The following is a 23,431-nucleotide window of genomic DNA, read 5'->3' on the forward strand; positions in this document are numbered from 1 at the left end:
CAAATTCGGCCATAAATCCCAAAAAAGAGCGGTCAAGAAATATTTTGTTTAACCTAAATGAAAAAAAATTCAACAAAAGCTTTGTATTTTGTTTAAGTATTCCTAAGTTTGATTAAACAAAAACACAAAGCTACCATGACAACTCTAGAATTCAGTTACTCACTACACAAGCTTTCCAGCACACTGAAACCATTTGCACTGAAGTTAACCAGGGACATGGATGATGCAAATGATTTGTTACAAGACACCATGGTAAAGGCATTTACCAACAGAGATAAGTTTACAGAAGGTACCAACCTGAAAGCATGGTTGTATACCATTATGAAAAATACCTTCATTACCAACTATCAGCGAATGGTCAGAAGAGGCACATTCGTAGACACCACAGACAATCTTCATTACATTAATTCCAGCGATTCTCAAATTGAGAATGGCGTTTATGGAAACTTTGCGATGGAAGATATTTACACCGCAATTGATAAACTGGACGATGTATATAAGACTCCTTTTATGATGCACTACAGAGGATTCAAGTATCATGAAATTGCGGATAAGTTGCAGATTCCAATTGGAACTGTAAAGAATAGAATACATATTGCCAGAAAGCTGTTGAAAGATGATCTAGCAGTTTATAAGAATAAAAATTGATCCTATGAGTAAAAAGCATGTGGTGGTAATCGGTTCTGGCTTTGCAGGACTATCAGTAGCCACCCATCTGGCAGGAGAGAGTTGTTCAGTTACTCTTTTAGAAAAAAACGAAACCCCAGGAGGTCGAGCGAGAAAGTTTGAGCACCAGGGGTTTGTTTTTGATATGGGGCCCAGTTGGTACTGGATGCCGGATGTATTTGAGGATTATTTTGCCCGATTTGGGAAAAAGCCATCCGACTATTATGACCTGATTCGTCTGGATCCTTCTTATGCTGTCATTTATGGAGAGCAGGAAGTTCTGGATATTCCGGCCAATATGGATGAATTCAAAGCCATGTTGGATAGAATAGAACCAGGCGCAGGCAAGCAACTGGATTTATTTTTAGAGCAAGCAAAATACAAATATGAGGTAGGCATTCACGATTTGGTCAAAAGGCCAAGCAGGTCCTTATTGGAATTTGCCTCTCCGGGATTGCTCGTGGATATGGTGAAAATGGATATTTTCCAATCCATGTCTAAGCATGTTTGCAAGTTTTTTAAATCCGAGCAGATTATTCGATTGATGGAATTTCCTGTTCTCTTTTTAGGAGAAACAGCTGAAAATATTCCTGCCCTTTATTCCCTCATGAACTATGCAGATATCGCTTTGGGTACTTGGTATCCCAAAAAGGGAATGCATGAGATTATTCGAGGGATGGTTTCCTTGGCTGAAGAAAAAGGAGTTGAAATCCGTTATGGATCCGAAGTAGAAGAAATTGAAGTGGAAAAAGGCATAGCTAAACGCGTTCGTCTAATTTCTGGAGAAAAAATTGAAGCGGATATTGTGATTGCCGGTGCAGATTATCATCACGTGGATAAGCATTTGCTCAATCCTAATTACAGCAATTATTCTGAGGAATACTGGGACAAGAGGGTTATGGCCCCTTCCAGTTTGTTGTTTTACTTGGGAATTGATAAAAAACTGAAGAATCTGCGTCATCACAACCTGTTTTTCGATGAACCACTTGGTCCTCATGCAGATGCGATTTACAAAAATCCACGATGGCCGGAAAAGCCGCTTTTCTATGCTTCTGTCCCATCAATTACAGATCCTACAGTAGCTCCTGAGGGAAAAGAAAATATGTTTTTATTAATTCCTTTAGCTCCTGATTTGGAGGATTCTGAGGAAATGAGAGAAAAATATTACCACATCATCATGGACCGTCTGGAGAAAATCACGGGTCAGGATGTGCGCTCGCATGTGATTTATAAAAGATCTTATGCCCATTCGGATTTCAAGTCGGACTATCATGCCTTCAAAGGCAATGCTTATGGCTTAGCTAATACGCTTTTGCAAACGGCAATTTTGAAACCTTCTTTGAAGAACAAAAAAGTAAAAAATCTGTATTATACTGGTCAGCTTACTGTGCCTGGACCGGGTGTTCCGCCATCCCTGATTTCGGGGCAGGTAGTGGCAAAAGAAGTGATCAAAGAAAACAATCTGTAAATAAATAGGTATATTATAGCAATGGATGCTAAAGCACTTTTTGACCAAACCACACTGGAATGTAGTCGACTGATCACTCAGCGATACAGTACAAGCTTCACGCTGGGGATCAAAACTTTGGACAAAAAGTTTCATCTTCCTATTTATGCCATCTATGGTTTTGTTCGCTATGCAGATGAAATTGTGGATACTTTTCATGATCAGGATAAGGCGGCTTTATTGGAGAGGTTTAAAAAAGATACCTATGAAGCCATTGATGCAAAAATCTCCCTCAATCCGGTTTTGCATGCATTTCAACTCATAGTAAATCAATATAAAATTGACCTGGACTTAATTGAGGCCTTCCTTCATAGCATGGAAATGGACTTGGATTTCAAAAAATATAATGATTCCAAATACAATGAATACATCTATGGCTCGGCAGAAGTTGTAGGCCTGATGTGTTTGAAAGTTTTCTGTGAGGGTAATCAGGAAATGTACGATAAACTCAAAGTGCCAGCATGTAAGCTGGGAGCCGCTTTCCAAAAGGTTAATTTCCTTCGGGATATCAAAAGTGATTTTGAAGAAAGAGGCAGGGTTTATTTTCCAGGTGTTGATTACAAGCTTTTCAATAGAGATATAAAAACTCAGATAGAAGGAGATATTCAGAAAGATTTTGATGACTCTCTGATTGGAATCGAACAGTTACCGGATGGTGCGAAATTAGGGGTGAAAGTGGCGTATCTCTATTACCAAAAGTTATTCGATAAAATCAAAGGTTTGCCTGCCGAAACTATCACACAGCAGAGAATCCGAATCCCTAATTCCAAAAAGATTTCTTTATTGGTAGGGACCTATTTTGGCACCAAACTGGGGATTAGTTAATGGAGCATTATTTGTATCTGGCGATCAATCTTTTTACCATTTCCTTTCCTTTGGTAAGATCTTTTGAGCCTAAAATCAGGTACGCTACTAAATGGTACGCTCTTTTCCCAGCGATATTCTTTACGGGGGCGTTCTTTCTGATTTGGGATCACTGGTTTACCGTAATGGGAGTATGGGAATTTAACCCCGATTATTTGGTAGGGATTTACTTCTTTCAATTGCCTTTGGAAGAGTGGCTGTTTTTCTTGACAGTTCCTTTTGCCTGCATATTTATCTATGAGGTACTGATTTATTTTTTCCCGAAGGATATTTTCCTGCCTTTTGGAAAGCCTTTTGTCTATATCATGGTCCCATTTTTATTGGGTTTTGCAGTTTGGCACTTGGACAAATGGTACACGTCGGTCAATTTTTTCGTAGGAGCAATCGCTTTATTGGTGCATTTTCTCGTCTTTAATGATAAATATTTAGGGCGCTTCTTATTTGCCTATTTGGTTCATCTGATACCGTTTTTCCTGTGTAATGGAGTTCTGACTGGTGGATTGACAGAGGAGCCGGTGGTGATTTATAACAATGCCGAAAATTTAGGCATCCGAATTTGGACAGTTCCAATTGAGGATAGTATCTACTCGATGACGCTCTTGTTGATGAATGTGAGTATATTCGAAAGTATCAGAAGCCGAAAAACAATTCATTCCCTGAAAAGTTTATAGGCTATGAATTCAGGCAGGTTAAAAATCTTAAGTCTTAAGACGGTAAATTTTCTGAAAAAAACAGCTTGAGGACTAGTAAAACATAATCCAATTCAGATGAAAAATCTCCATGTAGAAATTGACAATCATTCTGGCTTTTGCTTCGGGGTGGTCTATGCTATCGAAATGGCAGAGGAGATTTTGGACGAGCAAGGCTATCTCTATTGCTTGGGAGATATCGTCCATAATGACGAAGAGGTCAATAGGCTTACCAGAAAAGGGCTGAAAATTATTGATCACTCGGAATTGCATCAATTGAAGGATGAAAAAGTCCTCATTCGTGCGCATGGTGAGCCGCCGTCTACTTACGAATTGTCCATCAAAAATAATTTGACGCTTATAGATGCATCCTGTCCGGTTGTATTGAAGTTGCAAAACAGGATTAAAAATTCTTTCGACAAAGAAGAGACTATTTATATCTACGGAAAGCATGGTCATGCAGAAGTGATTGGATTGCTGGGTCAGACCAATAATAAGGCGGTAGTCTTTCAGGATATTTCTGAATTGGATATTCCTAGCCTTCCGAAAAACCTGACCCTATACAGCCAGACTACCAAAAGCACGGATAAATTCTACGAGATTAATGAAATCTTAAGGCAAAATGGAATCACTGTCAATACCAATGACACTATTTGCCGTCAGGTTTCCAATAGAGATAAGGAGCTTCGTGACTTTGCTGATAAGTTCAACAAAATAGTTTTCGTCAGTGGCACCAAGTCTTCCAATGGTAAGGTGCTATATAATGTTTGTAAAGAGAAAAACCCCAATACATTTTTTGTGTCCAATCCAGATCAAATTGAGGAGAGCTGGTTTGAGCCCAATGAAACGGTAGGAATTTGTGGAGCAACATCCACTCCTATGTGGCTGATGGAGCAGGTAAGAGAAAGAATTCTTACCTTTTGAGTCGAAAACAGGTCTAATTACATGCAGCTGAATCAGTATCGAATCACCCAAAAGGTAGATCCTAAAGGTCTATTGATCGCTTGGAGCATTATTTTGCTTTGGGCTATCTCTTTGGTTTTTTGGATTCAGTTTGAAATATCTTGGACCAATCCACTCACCTATTTGGGTATTTTGATACAAATGCACCTTTATACAGGGCTTTTTATTACAGCTCATGATGCCATGCATGGTGTGGTCTCTTCACACAAACAAATCAACCATGCCACAGGATTGATCGCAGCTATTCTGTTTTCTTATAATTTTTATTGGAAGCTTTTTCCCAAACACCATCAGCATCATCGGCATGTGGCTACAGATGAAGACCCTGATTATCATGCCTCCGGTAATTTTCTGATTTGGTATCTCTCTTTTATTCGCCAATATGTAAGTATCTGGCAGATACTGTTGATGGCAGTCAGTTTTAATGTTCTAAAGCTATGGCTCCCTACCGAAAATCTGATTGTCTTCTGGATGCTTCCCGCGATTCTGTCCACTTTGCAACTGTTTTATTTCGGCACATACTTGCCTCATAGAGGTGAAAGCGACAATGCCCATCACTCCCGGTCTCAGTCCAAAAATCACATTTGGGCATTTTTGAGCTGTTACTTCTTTGGCTACCACTATGAGCATCATGACTCGCCTGGTACTCCATGGTGGAGGCTTTGGAGAGAAAAAGAAAAACAAACTGCTTAAAATCCTTGATTTAGGTCAAATTTTCGGGTATTTCTGAAACTTTCACTTCAGGAATTGATTTTTAAAGTATTCCAACCTGATTATGAAAAAGTATCTCGCGGCACTGATTTGTTTGCTGCTAACCCTGCCTGTTTTTTCTCAAGGAGTTTTAAAAGGTAAAATCATCAATCCCGTCAATAATCAGCCTGTGGCTTTTGCCAATGTTTTGATATTGAATACAGAATTGGGAGCTATCAGTGATGAGAATGGAAACTATCAAATCGGTAATATTCCTCCGGGTCTATACAATGTGAGAGCCAGTTTTGTAGGCTTTAAAACTGCCACCAAATACGAGGTTCAAATTACGCAGGCTAAGCCGGTTCAGTTGGATTTTGAATTACTTGAAGATGCTTCTGAGCTGAATGAAGTAGTAGTGAGCTCGGAGTTTTCAAGGTCTGAAGAAACTCCGCTATCAGTTCGCAAGCTCAATTCCAATGAAATAGAAAGGTATCCTGGGGGCAACAGAGATATCAGCCGGGTTATCCAGGCTTTGCCGGGAGTGGCCAGTACTCCAAGTTTTAGAAATGATATTTTGATTCGGGGTGGCGCACCCAACGAAAATAGATTTTTCATTGACGAAATCGAAGTTCCAGTGATCAATCACTTTTCCACTCAAGGCTCTTCAGGAGGACCGGTTGGAATACTCAACGTCAACCTGATCAAGAATGTGGATTTGATAGCAGGAGGATTTCCTGCTAATAGAATGAATGCCTTAAGCTCTTTCTTTGAAGTTCAATTGAAAGAAGGAAGAAGAGACCAAATGTTTACTCAGCTGACTGTGGGAGCCTCCGAACTGACACTCTCCAATGAAGGACCTTTGGGAGAAAAGACCACCTATTTGCTATCGGCGAGAAGATCTTATTTACAGGGCTTATTTCGACTGTTGGGCTTACCATTTTTACCCACATTTAATGACTTCCAAGTCAAGACTACCACCAAACTGAACGAGAAAACAGAGTTAACCTTTCTGGGTGTAGGAGCGATCGACAAATTTGTTCTCAATGAAGATATCCCAGAAAATGAAACTCAGGAGGAAAGAGAAAATCGATTGTATTTACTGGGCGTACTGCCGATTCAGGAGCAGTGGAACTATGCCACCGGATTGAAATTAAAGCGTTTTCGGGAAAACGGATTCTGGACTTTTGTGTTGAGCAGGAATATGCTGAACAACCGTTCCTTTAAGTACGCCAATAATGATGCGAGCTCAGAGGCCAATCTTTTATTTGATTATTTAAGCCAGGAATCCGAAAATAAATTTCGGGCTGAAAACAGCATCTTTGGAGCAGGCTATACTCTGAAGTATGGGGTGAATTATGAATATGCTCGTTATTTCATTGATAATTTTGACAGGGCAACTCTGTCTGGATCAGGGCAGGTGATAGACATTAATTCCACCTCCAACTTCAGCTCTTATGGAGCCTTCATTTCCGGAAGCAAGTATTTCAATGGGGAGCGCTTGTTACTTACGGGTGGGCTAAGAATGGATGGTTCTGACTTTGGAAGTACAGCCACAAACCCTCTCAACCAAATTAGTCCACGGGTTTCTGTTTCTTACCAATTAAAACCAAATTTATTTGCCACAGCGAATGCAGGCATTTATTATCAAAAACCACCCTACACAGTTTTAGGCTTTCGAAACAATGAAGGCGTCTTGGTTAATCAAGAAAATGATGTGCAGTTCATTAGGAGCAGTCAATTGATCGGAGGAATTGAATTTTTGGTTCCTGAAAAAAATCGGCGCTTTACGGCTGAGGCATTTTATAAAAAGTATGATAATTATCCCTCCTCCATTCGTAATGGTATAGCCTTAGCCAATTTGGGAGCTGACTTCGGAGTAATCGGAAACGAACCTGTCAATTCAAATGCTGAAGGGAGAGCTTATGGAATTGAGTTTTTGGCGCAGCAGCGGCTTTTCAAAGATTTCTATGGGATAGCTGCTTTGACATTGGTTAGAAGTGAATTTACCAATCCTAATACAGAAGGCTTTGTTCCATCTTCTTGGGATAATAGGTTTATCGTAAGCTTAACAGCAGGAAAGCGATTCAAGAATAATTGGGAGTTAGGCGCAAGATGGAGATTCTTGGGAGGTACTCCTTATACTCCATTTGATGTGCAGGAATCGGCCTTGATTTCAAATTGGGATGTGAGAAACTCAGGGATCTTGGACTATAGCCGAATTAATGGAGAACGATTGCCAGCATTTCATCAATTGGATTTGAGGTTGGATAAGAAGTATTTTTTCAAAAACTGGAATCTCAATTGGTACGTGGATATTCAAAATGCCTATAATTTTCAAGCCTTACAGGCTCCTATTCTGGTGCCTGAAAGAGATAATTCTGGCCAAAAAGTAATAAATCCCAATGACCCTAGCCGATATCAATTGCGCTTGATAGAGAATACTGCGGGTAATGTGTTGCCGACCATTGGGATCATTGTGGAGTTTTAATGCAATTCTTCCAGTAATTTGACGATTCTGTTCGCTTTCTCATCTTCTGAATTTGCGCTGTAAATAAAGCTAATCCACTTTTCTTTTTCTTCTACAGGCAATAGATCGAAAAGCTTAAGCTTTCCGGGGTCATCGCGTAGGCAATCCAAGAGTTCAGGGGGTGCACTGTCGGGTAAAGCTTGTCTGTAGAGTTTTAAGTGAACAGAGTCACCAGCTTCTTTTTTGATCTTTTTCCGAATTTGCTTCGCTAGTGGTAAAAAAAGCCTGCCATCTCCTATAGGCATTAGGTGTTTGTCTTCAAACTGATATTCGTCGATGCTTCCGGAGACTTTCAGCATACCAAAAGGGTTTTTGGCAGAAATATTTTCCTTTGAGAAAGGAATATAGGTCCATCCTGCTTTTCCTGAGAAACGCTCCAAGTAGAAATCACCTTCCAGAATCAGTTCCATCTTTGTATCTGTTTAAACAGAAAAAAGGCAATAATCTCAGTCAGTCGGCATAAAAAAAGCCGGGCGATGACCCAGCTATAAGTTACGTAATAATTGGATTAATTTAATCTCCAACGAATATTTAATCCAAAGCCACCGGCATCAAATGTGGTGTTTTCTATCAAAATAAAATAGGGTCTCCAATCCAGGCCCACAATTAGAGGAAAGTCGGGGAATTCATATTCTGCACCAATTTCACCTGCCGCTCCCAATTTGAATGGATCACCCAAAAATAAGGAGGGGCCAAATCCCAAATAGTAATTAAACTCTGAATCAGAGATAGGGCGATAGATTGGGTTCCAAAGCAAATCAATCCCTGCTCCTCCGCCTCCAAAGCTTAAGTCACCATGGACTCTACTAAACTCGCCCAAAGCAAAAACCGCGTCTAATGCTACGTTATTTCCATTTACATTACCGAAACGTAGACCCACTTCCTGAGCGTGGCTTTCAAGAGCCGCAAAAAAGCCCAGAAAAAGAACGAGTGAACTGATTTTTAAAAACTTCATCATGATAGTATTTGGTTTAATTTTAGAATAGGCCAAAGCCAATCCATGCAAGCACCAAAATTAGGCCAATATTTCCTGCTTTTGTCCTAAAATTAGGGACTGCTCTTAGTTTTTTTGCACGAATACTGGTGCTAATTGAGTTTTGAAAGCAGGATCGGATATGTCTTGGAATTTTTTTGTCTCCCAATTCATGAGAATCAGTTTATATCCTTTGGAGGCACTGTCTGGCTCGGACTGCTCAAAAGTCAAGAGTTTCCCATCAGGACTCCAGGAGTGATAAACTTCGCGGTTTTCAGAGGGAAAAAGTTTCCAGCTCTCTCCCCCTTCTGGCCTAACTCCGAAAATTGAAGTGGTATTTCCTCTTGAACTGGCATAACTGATGAAGTTTTCAGTGGGATGCCACTTGAGTGCTCCAGCTTTGTACCCATATTTTTCTGCCGCAGGGTCGTTTGCGGGAAATTTGGTTAGTTGTTTTTCCCCACTACCATCTCTATTTATTAGAAAAACCTCAGGAAAAATTCCCTTTTCTTGGACTTTTGGACTTTTTACATAAGCCACCTGTTTGCCGTCAGGAGAAAAAACCGGGTCTTGGAATTTGAAGGTAGTATCATGCATGAATGGTGTATAATTTCCGGTTTTGAGATCAATCAGGTAGAGTTGATAGCGGCTTTCTGTTCTCCCTGATACGACCATGGTTTGGGTTGCCGGGTCCAAATCCATCCAACTGTCCTCTAACCTGAGATTTGACAATTTTTGAATATTTTTTCCTTCACTATCCATTTGATAGAGAAAAAAGTGTCGATAAGCAGTGTCTCTATCACTGATAAAATAGATAGTAGGTCCATTGGCAAAATAGGTCCATGCTACATCAGGATGATTGATAATATTGGTAGAATGATGGGTACTATCTTCGGGATCCATGATCCGTATTTCCCAATTATCTTCTACAATTGAGTCAGGTTCGTAAGTATTAAAGGCGATTAGGTAGCCAGGTTCTGGGCTGGAAGATTCAGGGCTATTTTTGCAGGAAAACAGAATTAAGCCTAAAAGGGCGAGGTAAAGTGCTGATTTCATGATGCGTAGGGTTTATGGAATTTACCCAAAATTTCTACGCAATCACAATTTGATTCCCGATTCTAAGCACTTCCCGAACCAACAGGTCCATGTCTTCCATTCGAGTTCTCTGGTTTACATTGGCAACCCGCAGGGTGTATTTCCCATTGAGAATGGTACTGCTTGGCGATGCAATTCCTTCTTCTTGAAGTCTCAGTAATATTTCCCGGTTCAGATCTTTTAATTGCTCTTCCGAAAGTCCTGGCTTGATCATTCGAAAACAAGTAATGCTCATGGAAACCGGTGCCATCAATTCTAATTCTGGATTTTGATTGACCAAATCTGCCAAGTATTCTGCCTGACGATTATTTTGAGCTATCATGGCAGCATATTTTTCTTTGCCATGTTCTTTGAGAGACATCCAAATCTTCAGTGCTTTAAAGCCTCTAGAGAGCTCAAAACCATAATTATTGATGGAGTCTAAGCCTCCGGAAAGGCCTCGGGATTCCTGCAATAAATAGTTGGGAGTGATGGCAAAAGCCTCTCGATGCTTCTTTGCATCCCGAATCAAAGTACAGCCTACTTCATAGGGAACATATAACCATTTGTGAAGATCGAAGGCAACAGAATCTGCTTCTTCTATCGCTTTTAATCGAGGAGCATATACAGGGTCTAATTTTGCCAAGGCTCCATAGGCTCCATCTACATGAAACCAAAGGCCATAAGTTTTTGAAATCTTCAACAATTCATCCAACGGATCGATAGCGCCGGTATTGACAGTGCCTGAGGTTCCTACTATGGCAAAAGGTAGAAGTCCAGCTTTTTTATCTGAAATAATCTGATGTTCTAATTCCGCAACATTCATCTCATACCGCTCATTCACAGAAATTTTTCGAACTGAATCCGTTCCCAAACCAATAATTTCTGCTGCCTTTTGAATACAGGAATGTGTCTCTACAGAGCAATAAATAATTAACTGAGCGGAAGCTGCCTTAAGTCCTTTTTGGCGTATTTTTTCAGAGCCGAAAGAGTTTCTTGCTACTGTAAGAGCCGTAATATTAGCCATGGACCCACCACTGACCAAGATTCCGGAGGCTTCCTGTGGATAATTCATCAATTCTTTACACCAGTTGACCACTTGCCTGTCCACATACATAGCAGAATGCTCTCCAATGGTAGTATTAGGATTCATTCCGGAGGCCAACAAATCAGCTAAAACTCCCATGGGAGTTCCTGTCCCCTGAATCCATGCAAAAAATCGAGGATGCACATTTCCTTTATTGTAGGGAAATATAAACTCTTTAAATTCCTTATAAACTTCCTCTGGACTTTGCCCTTTTTCTGGAATTGGTTTTTCAAATTGGTCCTTCACCTCTTCGGGAATAGGCTTCCATATTTTTTGATCCCGAATTGATTGCCAATAATCAAATAGATCATCGATCATTTGATGGCCAAGCTGTCTCATTTCATCCCAGTTTTCCGGGTCTAAGGTCAGGTTTTTATTTTCAGGCATTTGAGGGAAATATAAAAGGGGTAATTTTCATTTATTCTCAGAAATAGTAAAACTAGATTAAGATTTCTGATGGGCAAAGAATAAGGATTTCTCTTTCAGGCTTTCAATATCATGTATATTTGAAATTGCCTTCTCAGCTCTTTCAAAGGATGTTTTAGAATGAAGAATAGCCAATTCCTTGGCTTCTTGATTTCCAATATTCCATAGAGTAGAAAAGGATTTTTGAAGCCAGATCATGACCTCTACAGTTCCGGCTCCATCTCTGGCAATTGGGCGAAAAGCATCCTCAAACATATCAGAAAGAGAAAGTGGAGGAACTTCTATCCTATCATAAATCACTGACTTTGACTCTTGATCTTCTTTAGAAAACCATTCGCAAAATAAACGAGTGTGACTTTTGATGATGGCAATGGCGGTTCCCGGATCATTGATTCCCGGAGAAAGAGCTCTGCTTCCAATTTCACTTAAAGCGATCAACCCAAAACGAGGATCATCCAAAAATGATCTTTCTAACCCGATTTCAAAGCAGTTAATTAATTTTTCCAATTCTACTTCTTCCTTGTGTTTTTGTTGAAAATAAGCCAAAGGTTGATCAGGAGTACAGAAAGAGCCTGGTAGGCAATTAATGATTACATCGACATCAAATTCTTTGGTAAACTCATCTACCTGATCCATATGTATATGGGTAATATGGCCGATAAATTTTGAAAAAACTGGAGTTCCTTTTTTACTTGACTTTAGTGGCTTCGCACCTAAGTATGGTCTCTGCTTTCTTTCCAAAAAGGAGTCTTTGGTTGCTTTTTCTACTTTCTGTATGGTTTGGCCTAATCTGCCTAATTTAGAAATACTGTCTACCCATCTTAAAAAGGTTAAAATTACGATAGCGAATACTACTAGGGTTAGAATAAAAAGTGTAAAATTTCCTGCTTTCCCGAAGTAGTCATTTTTGAATGCTACAGTGGCAATGATGCTATAAATAAATGAGCCAATGAATATAGAAAGGGCATTTTGTGAAACGTCGTCTGAAACAATTAAGGGGAAGGATCTAGGTGTAGCACTACTGCTGGCTGCAGAAAAGGCGGATAGCATGGACCCCACCGCAAAAATGGCTATAACCAGCATGCTTGCAGAAATTGTATTCAACAGAACTTCGATGGAGTCCTCTTCAATTTCAGGGACCATATCATCCAAAAAACTGTTGTCTGCTATATGAGCCAAAAAAGCAGACCCAACTGAAATGATGCAAAAAAGTAGAGGTTTAAACCATAGTCTTTCTTGAAGCAAACTGTAGTAATATCGGATATTATTTTTCATAAAAAAGTTCGTTTTCTATACTCAAGTAAGATAAGGATTCTCCAGTTTGGGCTTATGAATAAACCACATTATTAATCGGAAGGAAATTTAATCCTTGGCTTACTGAAGCTTTTTTGTCCTTAAAAATTCCCAATAGGGATCAATTAAAATGTTGGTATAATTATGCTGAAGATCCTCAATCAATAAAAAATCCAAAGAATTTTCCTTGTTAACATTGCTAGAATTGAAATGAAACCTGCCGATTTTCTTTCCAAAATAGGGTCTCTCTGTGTAGGTGTAATTAGAATTTAAGCCAGAAATAGAAAGAAAGGGATTTATAAGCGATTTTACTCCGGGTATATTGATAGCATCAGGATTTATTGCAATTGGCTGATTGAAGCCAATCTTCTTCAAAAAAAGCGGATCGGAAGTTCCTACGGAAACTATGATTGACATGGGGTTTGGCGAAAGTGTTGGAGGAATAAACTCTGACAAATTACCTGCATGAATAGTGATAGCAGCGAATATATCAGAGCGTTCCGCAGCTAATCGTGAAGCCATTTGAGCACCGTTTGAAAAACCTGTTGCATAAATACGTTTTTCATCCACTAGATACTCTGATTTCAAGGTTTCGATTAGCTCGTCAAAAAATAGCATATCATCTCTTAAGGTTTCGCCAACGCAAAGTGGTAATCCTCCTTTCTGTAAATCACTTTCTCCTAAGTCCCCGGCTGCCCATTTGGTTGTAGTTCTTTGAGTGCCCTCGTCAAAATGACAATAAGTTAAAGCAGTTGGATAAACAACTATAAATCCTTCTTGATCTGCTTTCGAGTTCCACAATCCTTTATCATAGAATACCTGACCACTTTGGTTGGTTCCGTGAATTACCAATAGTAAAGCGAGCTTTTCTCTAGAGTTTACAGATGAAGGCACGTAGACGATATAATTCCTATCCTGACCATCTTTTGTGATTAAGGACTTATAATAAGTGCCGGCAATATTTTCCTGGATATTTGGAGTGTTAGAATTCTCTCCTTGGCAAGCAGCCAAAAAATAATAATGGCAGGATATAAATAAGAATATGAATAATTTCCTCATTGATGCAATTTCCAATTGAAGATAAAAGAGGCTATTTAATCCATTTTAGAAAATTAGCGAATACATTTCTTCCAACTTACTTACCTGTAATATCTGAATTTTAAATTTTTTGAGATCTAGCCCTTTGACAGCGTATTTTGAGACTACGATTTTCTTGAAACCCAGCTTTTCAGCTTCTGCAATTCTGTTTTCTATTCTGGATACAGCCCGAATTTCTCCTCCCAAACCCACTTCACCTGCAAAACAAATCTGCTCGGAAACGGGTGTGTCCTCATAACTGGAAATCAAACTTGCACATACTGCTAAATCCAATGCCGGATCATCCACTCGTAGGCCGCCTGCCACATTCAAAAAGACATCTTGCTGTCCAAGTCTCATTCCCCCCCGCTTTTCTAATACAGCCAGAAGCATATTCAGACGTTTGGCATCATGTCCGGTGCTGCTTCTTTGAGGTGTTCCGTATGTAGCCGGGCTGACCAAAGATTGGATTTCAATCAACAAAGGACGATTCCCCTCCATCATGGCTCCAATGGCCACTCCGTTTAATACTTCCTCTCTTTGGGTTAGCAAGATCTCTGATGGATTGGCTACTGACCGGAGTCCTTCGGCTCGCATTTCATAGATGCCCAATTCATGTGTGGACCCAAATCGGTTTTTTGAAGTTCGTAATATTCTATAAGTCAGGTGCCGATCTCCTTCAAATTGTAATACCGTGTCGACCATGTGCTCCAATACTTTGGGGCCGGCGATGGAACCATCCTTGGTGATATGTCCAATTAGAAAAACAGGAGTTCCGGTTTCCTTGGCAAACTTCATGAGCTCGGCTGTGCACTCCCTAACTTGAGATACTGAGCCTGCGGCTGATTCCACGTATTGACTGTTGAGCGTCTGAATAGAATCTATCACCAAAAAGTCAGGTTTTAGAATTTCTACCTGTTGAAATATCTGCTGAGTGTTGGTTTCAGAAAGCACATAACAATCTGGGTTTTTGGCCTCCATCCTGTCTGCACGCATTTTGATTTGAGCCTCACTTTCCTCCCCGGATACGTAAAGAATGGTTTTATTCTTCAAGATTAAGGCTATCTGAAGCATTAAGGTTGACTTCCCAATTCCAGGCTCACCACCTATCAATACCAAGGACCCAGGAACTATTCCTCCTCCTAAAACTCTGTCCAATTCATTATCCCCGGTGATCCACCTTGGCTGTTCCTCATAATTGACTTCAGTGATTTTTTTAGGACTGCTTGCCTTTTTTGTTCCGTTGGAGGGAGTTTTCCAGGTTCCCTTTCCACTTTCCTCCTTTTGAATAATTTCTTCTACATAGGTATTCCATTGCCCGCACGCAGGACATTTACCTAGCCATTTTGGGCTTTGCGCGCCACAATTCTGACAAAAAAAGGAAGTTTTTACTTTAGCCAATTTGGTTTGGGGTTTTGTACATCAGATCAAGCAATTCCAGCCACTTTTCTAATCTCTCGTCTCTATTTTCTCGCTTCTCGCTTCTAATCTCTCATCAATGTGCTTCCAGCCAATCTTTCCCCAGCCCCACTTCCACTTCTACCGGGACAGCTAGTTTGATGGCATTTGACATCAAGCCAGGAATATTTTCCTTCAATATCTCAACTTCATCCTTATGAGCGTCAAAAACCAATTCATCGTGAACTTGCAGGATCATTTTGGACTTCAGCTTTTCTTTTTTCATCCAGTTATGCACATCGATCATAGCGACTTTGATCAAGTCGGCCGCTGAACCCTGAATAGGAGCGTTGATTGCGTTTCGTTCAGCGAAACCTCGCATTGTTTGGTTTCGGCTATTGATATCTCTCAAGTACCTTCTCCTACCCAAGATAGTCTCAACGTACTCGTCTTTTCTAGCTTTTTCTATAGCTCCGTCCATATATTCTTTTACAGCAGGAAACTCTTTGAAATAAGCATCAATGATTTCCTTGGCCTCTCCTCTTGGGATAGATAGCCGCTGAGAAAGTCCAAAAGCTGATATGCCATAGATGATTCCAAAGTTGGCGGTTTTAGCCTTTCTCCTCATGTCGGAGGTGACTTCTTCCAGTGGAACCTGGAATATTTTTGCGGCAGTGGTAGCATGAATATCCCTGCCATTTTTGAATGCCTCTATCATGGACTCATCTCCGGAGAAAGCAGCCATGATTCTCAGTTCTATTTGAGAGTAATCCGCTGCCAAAAGCACATGATTTTCATCTCTGGCTACAAAGGCCTTTCTTATCTCCCTTCCTCTTTCTGTTCGTATAGGAATATTCTGCAAATTGGGGTTGATGGAGGACAAACGACCTGTTGCCGCAACAAACTGATTATAGGTGGTATGAATGCGTCCTGTCTTAGAGTTGATCATAGTAGGCAAAGCGTCCACGTAAGTCGACTTTAGCTTCACCATTTGTCTATAATCCAAAATGGCCTGAGCAATCTCGTGCTCATCTGCCAATTTGCTCAATATCTCCTCTCCAGTGGCGTATTGCCCTGTTTTGGTCTTTTTAGCCTTGGGGTCCAGTTTCAACTTTTCAAAAAGCACATCACCCAATTGCTTTGGAGAAGCTAGATTGAATCTGACTCCTGCCAATTCATAGACTCTTTTTTCTATAGCAATACTTTCTTCCTCTAGGGCTTGAGAAAGTTCGGCTAGGCTGTCAGTGTCTATTTTGACCCCTTCAAACTCCATGTCTGTCAGCACATTGATCAGCGGGTTTTCCACTTTGTAGAAAAGATTCTCCAATTCATTTTCTTTCAAAAGGGGATCAAATTTCTCTTTCAATCTGAGGGTAATATCAGCATCTTCTGCAGCATAGGATGTGACTTCATCTTCATCCACATCCCGCATATTACCCTGATTTTTACCTTTTTTTCCGATCAATTCAGTAATGGAAACAGGCTTATAGTTGAGGTATTGCTCAGCGAGCCAATCCATGCTGTGTTTGCCTTCAGGTTCAATCAGGTAGTGGGCTAACATGGTGTCATAAAGCGCACCTTTCACTTCTATCCCATAGTTTTTTAAAACCAGCAGATCATACTTGATATTCTGACCAACTTTGAGGATATCTTCATTTTCGAAGAAAGGCATTAACAGCTCCAAAATAGCCTGCGTTTCTTTTTGATCAGCAGGGCAAGGAATATAGTAGGCCTCACCACTGAGGTAGGCAAAAGAAATTCCAACCAACTCTGCTTCCATTGCATTGAGCGCAGTAGTTTCCGTATCAAAGCACACAACTTTCTGTACCATCAAATACTCCATCAATTCTTCGATGGCATCTTTTCCTTTGATTTTGTGATAATGGTGAAGATTGCTATGGATAGTATCTGGAACAACCGGAGCGGAGGTATTTACAGATTCTTCTTCAAACTCAATCTCCGAAGCTGGAGATGAACTTGGAGCTTCCCCGAAAAGACCAAGCTGCTCATTTTTCTGAATAACTGCTTTTTTTCCCTCGTCTTTAAAAATTCTATTGGAAAGAGTACGGAATTCCAGCTCGTTGAAAATAGCCCTGAGCTTTTCTTCATCAAAACCATCGTATCGGAGGTCCTCCTCATTAAATGCGATAGGCACATCTATTTTGATGGTAGCAAGCTCTTTGGAAAGTATACCTTGCTGGGCAAAGTTTTCCACATTTTCCTTTTGCTTTCCTTTCAGCTTATCCGTGTTTTTAATCAGTTCTTCCACTGTTCCGAACTCCTTCAATAGCTTGGTTGCAGTCTTAGCGCCAATGCCTGGAATACCCGGAATATTATCCACCGCATCACCCATCAGTCCCAGGATATCTCTCACCTGATCCACATGCTCAATATCCCATTTGGCACAAACTTCCTTTGGGCCCATCACATCCACGCCGTTGCCCATGAAGGCAGGTTTGTATAAATATATATGGTCATCCACGATCTGCCCATAATCCTTATCCGGCGTCATCATGTAGACCGTAAATGATTCCCTTTCTGCTTTTTTAGCCAAGGTCCCGATGATGTCATCAGCTTCGAATCCATCCATTTCCAAAACTGGAATCCGGAATGCTTTAACAATTTCCTTAACCCATGGAATAGATACAGTAATGTCTTCTGGTTGTTCTTGTCTATTTGCTTTGTAAGGCTCAAACTGCTCATGTCTAAAAGTAGGAGCAGAAGTATCAAAAGCTACCGCAATATGACTGGGCTTTTCTTTGGTTAACACTTCCATCAGCGTATTGGTAAAACCCAGCATGACACCGGTATTAAGGCCTTTGGAGTTGATTCTAGGATTTTTACTAAATGCAAAATGTGCCCGATAGATCAGAGCCATGGCATCTAAAAGAAATAATTTATGGGGTTGATTTTGAGACATGGTCTATTTTTTCGTAGAAAAAAGCTAAATTAATCAGCCAACCAAGGTACAAAAAATACCGCTGGGAGGCGTCAATCCGTAGATGTAAACTTTTCTCTCTTGGATTGGTTTTGTGTCAATTTGTTTCACTTTAATATCTTGTTAAGGTTTGGTTTAAAAAAATTGCATCACTTTAGAAATATAGCCTTTGACATTTTACATATCCTTTTCAAATAAATTAATAATCCCATGAAAAAAGCACTTCTGATTCTCATGATGTTAGGGTTCTTCGGCATCAATGCCGCCCATGCAAACCCTGGCGAAAAAACCAAAAAGGAAAAAACTGAGCTTAGCGCTGAAGACTCAGAAAAGATCGAACAACTTCAAAGTCGATTTAATGAAATCAAAGCGATGGATTTCTCTACACTTAGTAAGGATGAGGCCAAAGCTCTTAAAATTGAGCTACAAGAAATCAAAGCAGAAGGAAGGAATAACGGCCTTTGGCTTTCTACTGGCGCGATCATTTTAATCCTGATCATTATCATTTTGGTGGATTAATATCCTAAAATCACCAATTATCCGTTTTATGATTGGTTCTAAAAATATTCTTAATCAGTTTAATTTATCTTTTACCAAAACTACATTCAAATGAAAAAACTACTATTAATTTTTGCCCTGTTTCTTTCTGTGTCCATGGTTTATGCTGAGCCTGCGAAAAAAGAGAAAGAAGTTACGGAGTTGAGTGAGGAGGAAAAAGCCAAATTGGAAGCCATGAAGACTAGATTTGAAGAAATCAAAGCAATGGATTTTTCCGATATGACACGAGAAGAGAGAAAGGAAATTAGAGAAGAGCTCAAAGAAATGAAGGAGATAAGCAGAAGAGGAAATGGAGGAATATTCATTTCTACAGGCGCAATCATCATCATTTTATTGTTGATCATCATTCTATAACAAAAGAGGGGCGAAAGCCCCTTTTTTACTTTTTTTCTTCTGTATTTAAATAAGCCCTTACTTGAAGGCCTCTGAGGAAAATTACAATCAAAGGAATTAACCAAAGGAGCTCATTGAAAATCAGGTGAAAACCACTTCGCTTATTCCAGCCTATATCCGGCAAAAACCCCAAAGAGAACCAGATTGCCAAAATAATTTTTCCAGCTATCCCTCCTATAATCAAGTAGACCCAACTTACCGGATAGAAGGCAGAAACAAAAATCAACAAGCCTACTATTAATCCAAAACTTCCATACCAATTAGCGGGTAGTGTGGAAGCCAGGTCCCCATTGATCGCCAACCAGTTGATCAATTCCGGTCCAAACCATTTAAAAAATGCCGACCAGGCAATTGTATACATTCCTGCGAGCAACAATAGCCCTCTGAAATACATGGGAAATATGGGAAATGCTGGTTTTTGATCCATGAATGGTTTGATTTTAAAGCACTAATTAAACACCTTGGGGACTTGCATGTTCATGCATAATACAAAACTAAGCTATGGAAATAAAAAACAGATTAAAATCAGGCTTCTTTATATGCCTCGGAGCGGCATCTTGCCTAGCACTTGGTTTTACCTTTGGGAAACTTTCCGGTGAAATCAATCCGGCTTCCATCGAAGGGGCGTCCGACTTGATTGGTATTTCCTTCAGTCCGGCTGAGAAGGATAGTATGGTAAATACGCTTAAAAATCAGCTGAATAATCTTGAAAATTCCAGAAAGGTCAGTCTGGACAATTCAGTTGCGCCTTCTTTGGTTTTCAACCCACTTCCCAAAGGATTTAAACCTTCTCTGGAGCAAAAAACTCTGAATTGGGGGCTTGCTAATTCAGCGGATCTTCCCAAATCAGATGTGGATATTGCTTTTACGCCCGTTCATGAATTGGCGGTGTTAATCAAGTCCGGAAAGCTGACAAGTGAGAGATTGACAAAGATTTATCTAGATAGGATTAAAACATACTCTGATACTCTTCAGTGTCTGATCACTCTGATGGAAGATTCTGCTTTGGAAAAAGCCCGGGCTATGGATTCGGAATTGAAAGCAGGAAAATATAGAGGACCTCTACACGGAATTCCTTATGGTGTCAAAGATTTGCTAGCAGTAAAAGGAACCAAGACTACTTGGGGAGCCATGCCCTACAAGGATCAGGAAATAGATGAAACAGCTACTATTGTGACCAAGTTGGACGATGCGGGAGCAGTTTTGGTGGGGAAGTTTACTTTAGGTGCTTTGGCAATGGGTGATGTGTGGTATGGAGGAGTTACCAAAAACCCATGGAATTTGAAGCAAGGATCTAGTGGTTCATCAGCCGGTTCTGCCTCCGCAGTTAGTGCTGGGCTGGTTCCTTTTGCAATTGGTACTGAGACATTAGGTTCCATTGTTTCGCCATCTACACGTAATGGTGTTACTGGCTTAAGACCTACTTATGGGAGAGTCAGCAAGCACGGTGCTATGGCATTGAGCTGGTCTATGGATAAAATAGGCCCAATCTCCAGATCGGCATTGGATAATGGGATAGTCCTAGCAGTCATCAATGGACAGGATGATAATGACGCAAGTTCTATTCAGGCAGCTTTCAATTATGATGCGAAAAGAGATCCAAAAAGCTTGAAAGTGGGCTATTTCAAGCCTTTCTTCGAAGGAGAAAGAGCTTCTGCCAATGATCAAAAAGTGTTAGAAACGTTCAAAAATATTGGAATAGAATTACATCCGCTTGAGTTAAATGTTTCCATTCCTGCCGGTCCTATAGTGATGATGCTCATGGCTGAAGGTTCAGCCGCTTTTGATGAATTGACCCGCCTTGGTTGGGATGATCAGTTGGTAGCTCAACATAGAAATGCCTGGCCAAACCTGTTTCGTGCTGCTCGATTTATTCCTGCTACTGATTATGTGAATCTAAGTCGTCAGAGAACTTTGTTGATTCAGGAAATGCATGAATTGATGAAAGGATATGATGTGATTGTGACTCCATCTTTTGCCGGATCACAGCTACAGATTACTAACCTGACAGGACATCCTGCCTTATGCATGCCAAATGGATTTAATGAAAGCGGTTCACCTACTTCCATTACTTTATTGGCAAATCTTTTTGAGGAAGAAAAATTGGTGATACTAGGAAGTCTCATTCAGAAAAATACTGATTGGCAAACTCAAAGACCCCCCTTATTTAATCAATAAAAAGAAAGGCTCGGATTTTTTCCGAGCCTTTTTTTATCTAACAGCACCTTGAATTTTCATATTATTTGGACTGAGAAACCAAATTTTTTGTGTGCTTTCCAATTCGTAATGATCAATTTTATCAGTAAAAGCATTCATGTAAATGCCCCCATTGATATAAGAGGTGTAAAATATACTTTCTTTCGCACCTCTAAATCTTAACCAAACAGGTTTGTCATCTACAATCCGAACCTGAATTTCTTTGATGGTTGTTTTTGCCTCAGGTTTAGCTTGATGGATTAAAATATCACCTTTGATCTCAGTGTTAAATGCTGTGGCTAAGGAAGGTTTGTTGATATCTGCCTCCAAGAAAGCGTCTAGCTCTTCTTTCCAATCTTCTTTTGAGAAAGTCACATCGGACCTTTTTTCTTCCCCATTTATCCGGGTGATTTTGGAAACTTGGCTACTGCTGTCCAGCTTTTCGATTTCCTGAAGTACAAAGCCTTTCAAATCATAATAAGGTAAAACCTCCATTTCCCCTACAGGTGCGATTCCAGGAGTATTTTCACAGGAAGTAAGCGAGGAAATCAGGAATGCAAGTGCTACGAGTATTCTAAATTTCATTCGTTTATCAAGATATCTCCAGTCATTTCTTTAGGAATCTCCAGGCCGATTAGTTTCAAGATGGTAGGTGCTAGATCTCCTAATTTTCCATCTTTTACCTGGAAGCTGTCTTGCTTGTCGATCAAAATAAAAGGAACAAGGTTGGTGGTATGAGCCGTATTTGGACTTCCGTCCTCATTGATCATCATATCACTGTTTCCATGATCTGCGATCACCATGATGGTGTAATTATTTTCCAAAGCAGCATTTACTACTCGCTCTGTACATTGATCCACCGCTTCACAGGCCTTCATTGCAGCCTCAAAATCACCTGTGTGCCCGACCATATCAGCATTGGCAAAATTAAGGCAGATAAAGTCCGTACTTTTTTTCTTAAGTTCAGGAATTATTTTGGAAGCGATTTCAAAAGCGCTCATTTCGGGCTTGAGATCGTAAGTCGCAACTTTTGGAGAAGGACATAGAATTCTGCTCTCTCCTTTAAATTCTTTTTCCCTGCCTCCCGAGAAAAAGAAGGTTACGTGAGGGTATTTCTCAGTTTCAGCAATTCTGATTTGAGTTTTTCCGGCTGCTTCAAGTACCTGCCCTAGCGTATTATTTAAATTATCCTTTTCAAAAAGAACTTTGACACCCTGGAAGGTCTCATCATAATTAGTAAAAGTGATGTAATTGAGGTTTAACTTTTTCATGTTGTAATCCTCAAAATCCTTTTGCGTCAGCACCTGAGTGATTTCCCTTCCCCTGTCGGTTCTAAAATTGAAACAGATCACCAGGTCTCCCTCAGCTATGGTAGCCAAAGGTTTATTATCTGCGCCTACGTGGATAATAGGACGGATAAATTCATCCGTTACATTATTGTCATAGGATTTTTTGATAGCAGCTAGGATATCTTTGGACTTTTCTCCTTCGCCATGAACTAAGGCATCGTAAGCCAGCTTAACGCGCTCCCAACGATTATCACGATCCATGGCATAGTATCTTCCTACCACGGAGGCGATTTTACCGGATGAATTTTTCAGGTGATCTTGAAGATCGGATAGATAATGAACGCCTCCCTTTGGATCGGTATCTCTACCGTCTGTGAATGCATGAATGAAAACATCCTCCATTCCATTTGCCTTAGCAGCATCGCAAAGACCCTTCAGGTGATCAATATGAGCATGCACTCCACCGTCAGAAACCAAACCGATAAAATGCGCTTTCTTCTTTTCAGCTTTTGCTTTGGCAAAGGCTTCTTTCAACACAGGGTGCTCCTTCAGCTCTCCGTTTTTCACAGCTTGGTTGATTTTCACCAAGTCTTGATAAACAATTCTACCAGCGCCGATATTCATATGTCCCACTTCTGAATTTCCCATTTGGCCCTCTGGAAGACCTACTGCCAAACCGGAGGCCTCAAGGGTAGAATGTGGGTATTTGGTATATAAACTATCTACAAAAGGTGTTTTGGCTTTGTCGATGGCGGATACAGCGGGTTTAGTCGCAATTCCCCAGCCGTCCAAGATCATTAAAAGTACTTTCTTATCCATGTGG

Annotated in this window: 21 protein-coding genes; 10 read left to right on the forward strand and 11 right to left on the reverse strand. The window is 40.3% G+C overall.

Features of this window, described 5'->3' with window-relative positions:
• The first annotated feature begins 135 nt into the window (after window positions 1–135).
• The 7 genes from BM073_RS09215 (at window position 136) to BM073_RS09245 (ending at window position 7,867) form a co-directional block, all read left to right on the forward strand.
• Window positions 136–648, forward strand: a complete 513-nt coding sequence (locus BM073_RS09215) for an RNA polymerase sigma factor (RefSeq protein WP_091653757.1) — start codon at window positions 136–138, stop codon at window positions 646–648.
• A 4-nt stretch (window positions 649–652) separates the two neighbouring features.
• Window positions 653–2,134: a bifunctional phytoene desaturase/3,4-desaturase gene (locus BM073_RS09220; RefSeq protein WP_091653464.1), complete on the forward strand. Its 1,482-nt coding sequence runs from the start codon at window positions 653–655 to the stop codon at window positions 2,132–2,134.
• A gap of 21 nt (window positions 2,135–2,155) precedes the next feature.
• Window positions 2,156–2,998 (forward strand): phytoene/squalene synthase family protein, encoded by an 843-nt coding sequence (locus tag BM073_RS09225; protein WP_091653465.1) that lies wholly within the window; start codon window positions 2,156–2,158, stop codon window positions 2,996–2,998.
• Window positions 2,998–3,708 carry a lycopene cyclase domain-containing protein gene (locus tag BM073_RS09230; RefSeq protein ID WP_091653467.1) on the forward strand — a complete coding sequence of 237 codons (711 nt, stop codon included), beginning with the start codon at window positions 2,998–3,000 and terminating at the stop codon, window positions 3,706–3,708. The genes BM073_RS09225 and BM073_RS09230 overlap by 1 nt, the downstream gene beginning before the upstream one ends.
• A 96-nt stretch (window positions 3,709–3,804) precedes the next feature.
• Complete coding sequence (locus BM073_RS09235) at window positions 3,805–4,650, forward strand: 4-hydroxy-3-methylbut-2-enyl diphosphate reductase (RefSeq protein WP_091653469.1); 846 nt, start codon at window positions 3,805–3,807, stop codon at window positions 4,648–4,650.
• A 21-nt stretch (window positions 4,651–4,671) separates the two neighbouring features.
• A complete protein-coding gene (locus BM073_RS09240; RefSeq protein ID WP_091653471.1) occupies window positions 4,672–5,382 on the forward strand; it encodes a fatty acid desaturase in 711 nt (236 codons plus the stop codon).
• Between the two features lie 82 nt (window positions 5,383–5,464).
• Window positions 5,465–7,867 (forward strand): TonB-dependent receptor, encoded by a 2,403-nt coding sequence (locus tag BM073_RS09245; RefSeq protein WP_091653473.1) that lies wholly within the window; start codon window positions 5,465–5,467, stop codon window positions 7,865–7,867.
• On the opposite strand, the gene BM073_RS09250 is transcribed toward BM073_RS09245, so the two are convergent.
• The 8 genes from BM073_RS09250 to polA all read right to left on the reverse strand — a co-directional run bounded on the left by BM073_RS09250 (window position 7,864) and on the right by polA (window position 18,154).
• Window positions 7,864–8,316: a DUF1905 domain-containing protein gene (locus tag BM073_RS09250; RefSeq protein ID WP_091653474.1), complete on the reverse strand. Its 453-nt coding sequence runs from the start codon at window positions 8,314–8,316 to the stop codon at window positions 7,864–7,866. The genes BM073_RS09245 and BM073_RS09250 overlap by 4 nt on opposite strands.
• A gap of 98 nt (window positions 8,317–8,414) precedes the next feature.
• The gene (locus tag BM073_RS09255) at window positions 8,415–8,864 is read right to left on the reverse strand and encodes an outer membrane insertion C- signal (RefSeq protein ID WP_245756395.1); all 450 of its coding nucleotides are present in this window, start codon (window positions 8,862–8,864) and stop codon (window positions 8,415–8,417) included.
• Window positions 8,865–8,966: 102 nt separating this feature from the next.
• A complete protein-coding gene (locus BM073_RS09260) occupies window positions 8,967–9,935 on the reverse strand; it encodes a TolB family protein (protein ID WP_091653476.1) in 969 nt (322 codons plus the stop codon).
• Between the two features lie 34 nt (window positions 9,936–9,969).
• Window positions 9,970–11,427 (reverse strand): pyridoxal phosphate-dependent decarboxylase family protein, encoded by a 1,458-nt coding sequence (locus tag BM073_RS09265; RefSeq protein WP_091653477.1) that lies wholly within the window; start codon window positions 11,425–11,427, stop codon window positions 9,970–9,972.
• A gap of 57 nt (window positions 11,428–11,484) precedes the next feature.
• Window positions 11,485–12,741, reverse strand: coding sequence for a DUF2254 domain-containing protein (locus BM073_RS09270; protein WP_091653479.1), 1,257 nt, complete (start codon window positions 12,739–12,741; stop codon window positions 11,485–11,487).
• Window positions 12,742–12,840: 99 nt separating this feature from the next.
• Complete coding sequence (locus BM073_RS09275; RefSeq protein ID WP_091653481.1) at window positions 12,841–13,818, reverse strand: CE1 family esterase; 978 nt, start codon at window positions 13,816–13,818, stop codon at window positions 12,841–12,843.
• Between the two features lie 45 nt (window positions 13,819–13,863).
• Window positions 13,864–15,237, reverse strand: a complete 1,374-nt coding sequence (gene radA / locus BM073_RS09280) for a DNA repair protein RadA (protein ID WP_091653483.1) — start codon at window positions 15,235–15,237, stop codon at window positions 13,864–13,866.
• A 94-nt stretch (window positions 15,238–15,331) separates the two neighbouring features.
• Window positions 15,332–18,154 carry a DNA polymerase I gene (gene polA, locus BM073_RS09285; RefSeq protein ID WP_091653485.1) on the reverse strand — a complete coding sequence of 941 codons (2,823 nt, stop codon included), beginning with the start codon at window positions 18,152–18,154 and terminating at the stop codon, window positions 15,332–15,334.
• Window positions 18,155–18,382: 228 nt separating this feature from the next.
• Here polA and BM073_RS09290 point away from each other — a divergent pair, with 228 nt between their 5' ends.
• On the forward strand, window positions 18,383–18,691 hold the full coding sequence (locus BM073_RS09290) for a hypothetical protein (RefSeq protein ID WP_091653486.1): 309 nt from the start codon (window positions 18,383–18,385) through the stop codon (window positions 18,689–18,691).
• Window positions 18,692–18,781: 90 nt separating this feature from the next.
• Entirely contained in the window at window positions 18,782–19,084 is a 303-nt protein-coding gene (locus tag BM073_RS09295; protein ID WP_091653488.1) for a hypothetical protein, read from the forward strand.
• Window positions 19,085–19,109: 25 nt separating this feature from the next.
• Here BM073_RS09295 and BM073_RS09300 read toward each other — a convergent pair whose 3' ends face one another.
• Window positions 19,110–19,550, reverse strand: a complete 441-nt coding sequence (locus tag BM073_RS09300) for a hypothetical protein (protein ID WP_091653490.1) — start codon at window positions 19,548–19,550, stop codon at window positions 19,110–19,112.
• A 74-nt stretch (window positions 19,551–19,624) separates the two neighbouring features.
• Between BM073_RS09300 and BM073_RS09305 the strand changes: the two genes are divergently transcribed.
• Window positions 19,625–21,301 (forward strand): amidase, encoded by a 1,677-nt coding sequence (locus tag BM073_RS09305; protein ID WP_091653491.1) that lies wholly within the window; start codon window positions 19,625–19,627, stop codon window positions 21,299–21,301.
• Between the two features lie 33 nt (window positions 21,302–21,334).
• Here the strand turns inward: BM073_RS09305 and BM073_RS09310 are convergent, their stop codons facing one another.
• Window positions 21,335–21,904: a hypothetical protein gene (locus tag BM073_RS09310; protein ID WP_091653493.1), complete on the reverse strand. Its 570-nt coding sequence runs from the start codon at window positions 21,902–21,904 to the stop codon at window positions 21,335–21,337.
• Window positions 21,901–23,427, reverse strand: coding sequence for a 2,3-bisphosphoglycerate-independent phosphoglycerate mutase (gene gpmI, locus BM073_RS09315; protein ID WP_091653495.1), 1,527 nt, complete (start codon window positions 23,425–23,427; stop codon window positions 21,901–21,903). Before gpmI ends, BM073_RS09310 begins: the two co-directional genes overlap by 4 nt.
• Window positions 23,428–23,431: the final 4 nt, after the last annotated feature.

Origin of the sequence: Algoriphagus ornithinivorans, assembly GCF_900115305.1 — a bacterium.
Taxonomy (GTDB): domain Bacteria; phylum Bacteroidota; class Bacteroidia; order Cytophagales; family Cyclobacteriaceae; genus Algoriphagus; species Algoriphagus ornithinivorans.

Excerpts from the sequence above, each read along its gene's own strand:
- BM073_RS09300 (WP_091653490.1), bottom strand. The coding sequence starts at position 19,550 with ATGGATCAAAAACCAGCATTTCCCATATTTCCCATGTATTTCAGAGGG.
- BM073_RS09260 (WP_091653476.1), bottom strand. The coding sequence starts at position 9,935 with ATGAAATCAGCACTTTACCTCGCCCTTTTAGGCTTAATTCTGTTTTCC.
- BM073_RS09250 (WP_091653474.1), bottom strand. The coding sequence starts at position 8,316 with ATGGAACTGATTCTGGAAGGTGATTTCTACTTGGAGCGTTTCTCAGGA.
- BM073_RS09215 (WP_091653757.1), top strand. The coding sequence starts at position 136 with ATGACAACTCTAGAATTCAGTTACTCACTACACAAGCTTTCCAGCACA.
- BM073_RS09235 (WP_091653469.1), top strand. The coding sequence starts at position 3,805 with ATGAAAAATCTCCATGTAGAAATTGACAATCATTCTGGCTTTTGCTTC.
- BM073_RS09305 (WP_091653491.1), top strand. The coding sequence starts at position 19,625 with ATGGAAATAAAAAACAGATTAAAATCAGGCTTCTTTATATGCCTCGGA.
- BM073_RS09245 (WP_091653473.1), top strand. The coding sequence starts at position 5,465 with ATGAAAAAGTATCTCGCGGCACTGATTTGTTTGCTGCTAACCCTGCCT.
- BM073_RS09275 (WP_091653481.1), bottom strand. The coding sequence starts at position 13,818 with ATGAGGAAATTATTCATATTCTTATTTATATCCTGCCATTATTATTTT.
- BM073_RS09240 (WP_091653471.1), top strand. The coding sequence starts at position 4,672 with ATGCAGCTGAATCAGTATCGAATCACCCAAAAGGTAGATCCTAAAGGT.
- BM073_RS09220 (WP_091653464.1), top strand. The coding sequence starts at position 653 with ATGAGTAAAAAGCATGTGGTGGTAATCGGTTCTGGCTTTGCAGGACTA.
- BM073_RS09230 (WP_091653467.1), top strand. The coding sequence starts at position 2,998 with ATGGAGCATTATTTGTATCTGGCGATCAATCTTTTTACCATTTCCTTT.
- BM073_RS09270 (WP_091653479.1), bottom strand. The coding sequence starts at position 12,741 with ATGAAAAATAATATCCGATATTACTACAGTTTGCTTCAAGAAAGACTA.
- gpmI (WP_091653495.1), bottom strand. The coding sequence starts at position 23,427 with ATGGATAAGAAAGTACTTTTAATGATCTTGGACGGCTGGGGAATTGCG.
- BM073_RS09290 (WP_091653486.1), top strand. The coding sequence starts at position 18,383 with ATGAAAAAAGCACTTCTGATTCTCATGATGTTAGGGTTCTTCGGCATC.
- polA (WP_091653485.1), bottom strand. The coding sequence starts at position 18,154 with ATGTCTCAAAATCAACCCCATAAATTATTTCTTTTAGATGCCATGGCT.
- BM073_RS09295 (WP_091653488.1), top strand. The coding sequence starts at position 18,782 with ATGAAAAAACTACTATTAATTTTTGCCCTGTTTCTTTCTGTGTCCATG.
- BM073_RS09255 (WP_245756395.1), bottom strand. The coding sequence starts at position 8,864 with ATGATGAAGTTTTTAAAAATCAGTTCACTCGTTCTTTTTCTGGGCTTT.
- BM073_RS09225 (WP_091653465.1), top strand. The coding sequence starts at position 2,156 with ATGGATGCTAAAGCACTTTTTGACCAAACCACACTGGAATGTAGTCGA.
- BM073_RS09265 (WP_091653477.1), bottom strand. The coding sequence starts at position 11,427 with ATGCCTGAAAATAAAAACCTGACCTTAGACCCGGAAAACTGGGATGAA.
- BM073_RS09310 (WP_091653493.1), bottom strand. The coding sequence starts at position 21,904 with ATGAAATTTAGAATACTCGTAGCACTTGCATTCCTGATTTCCTCGCTT.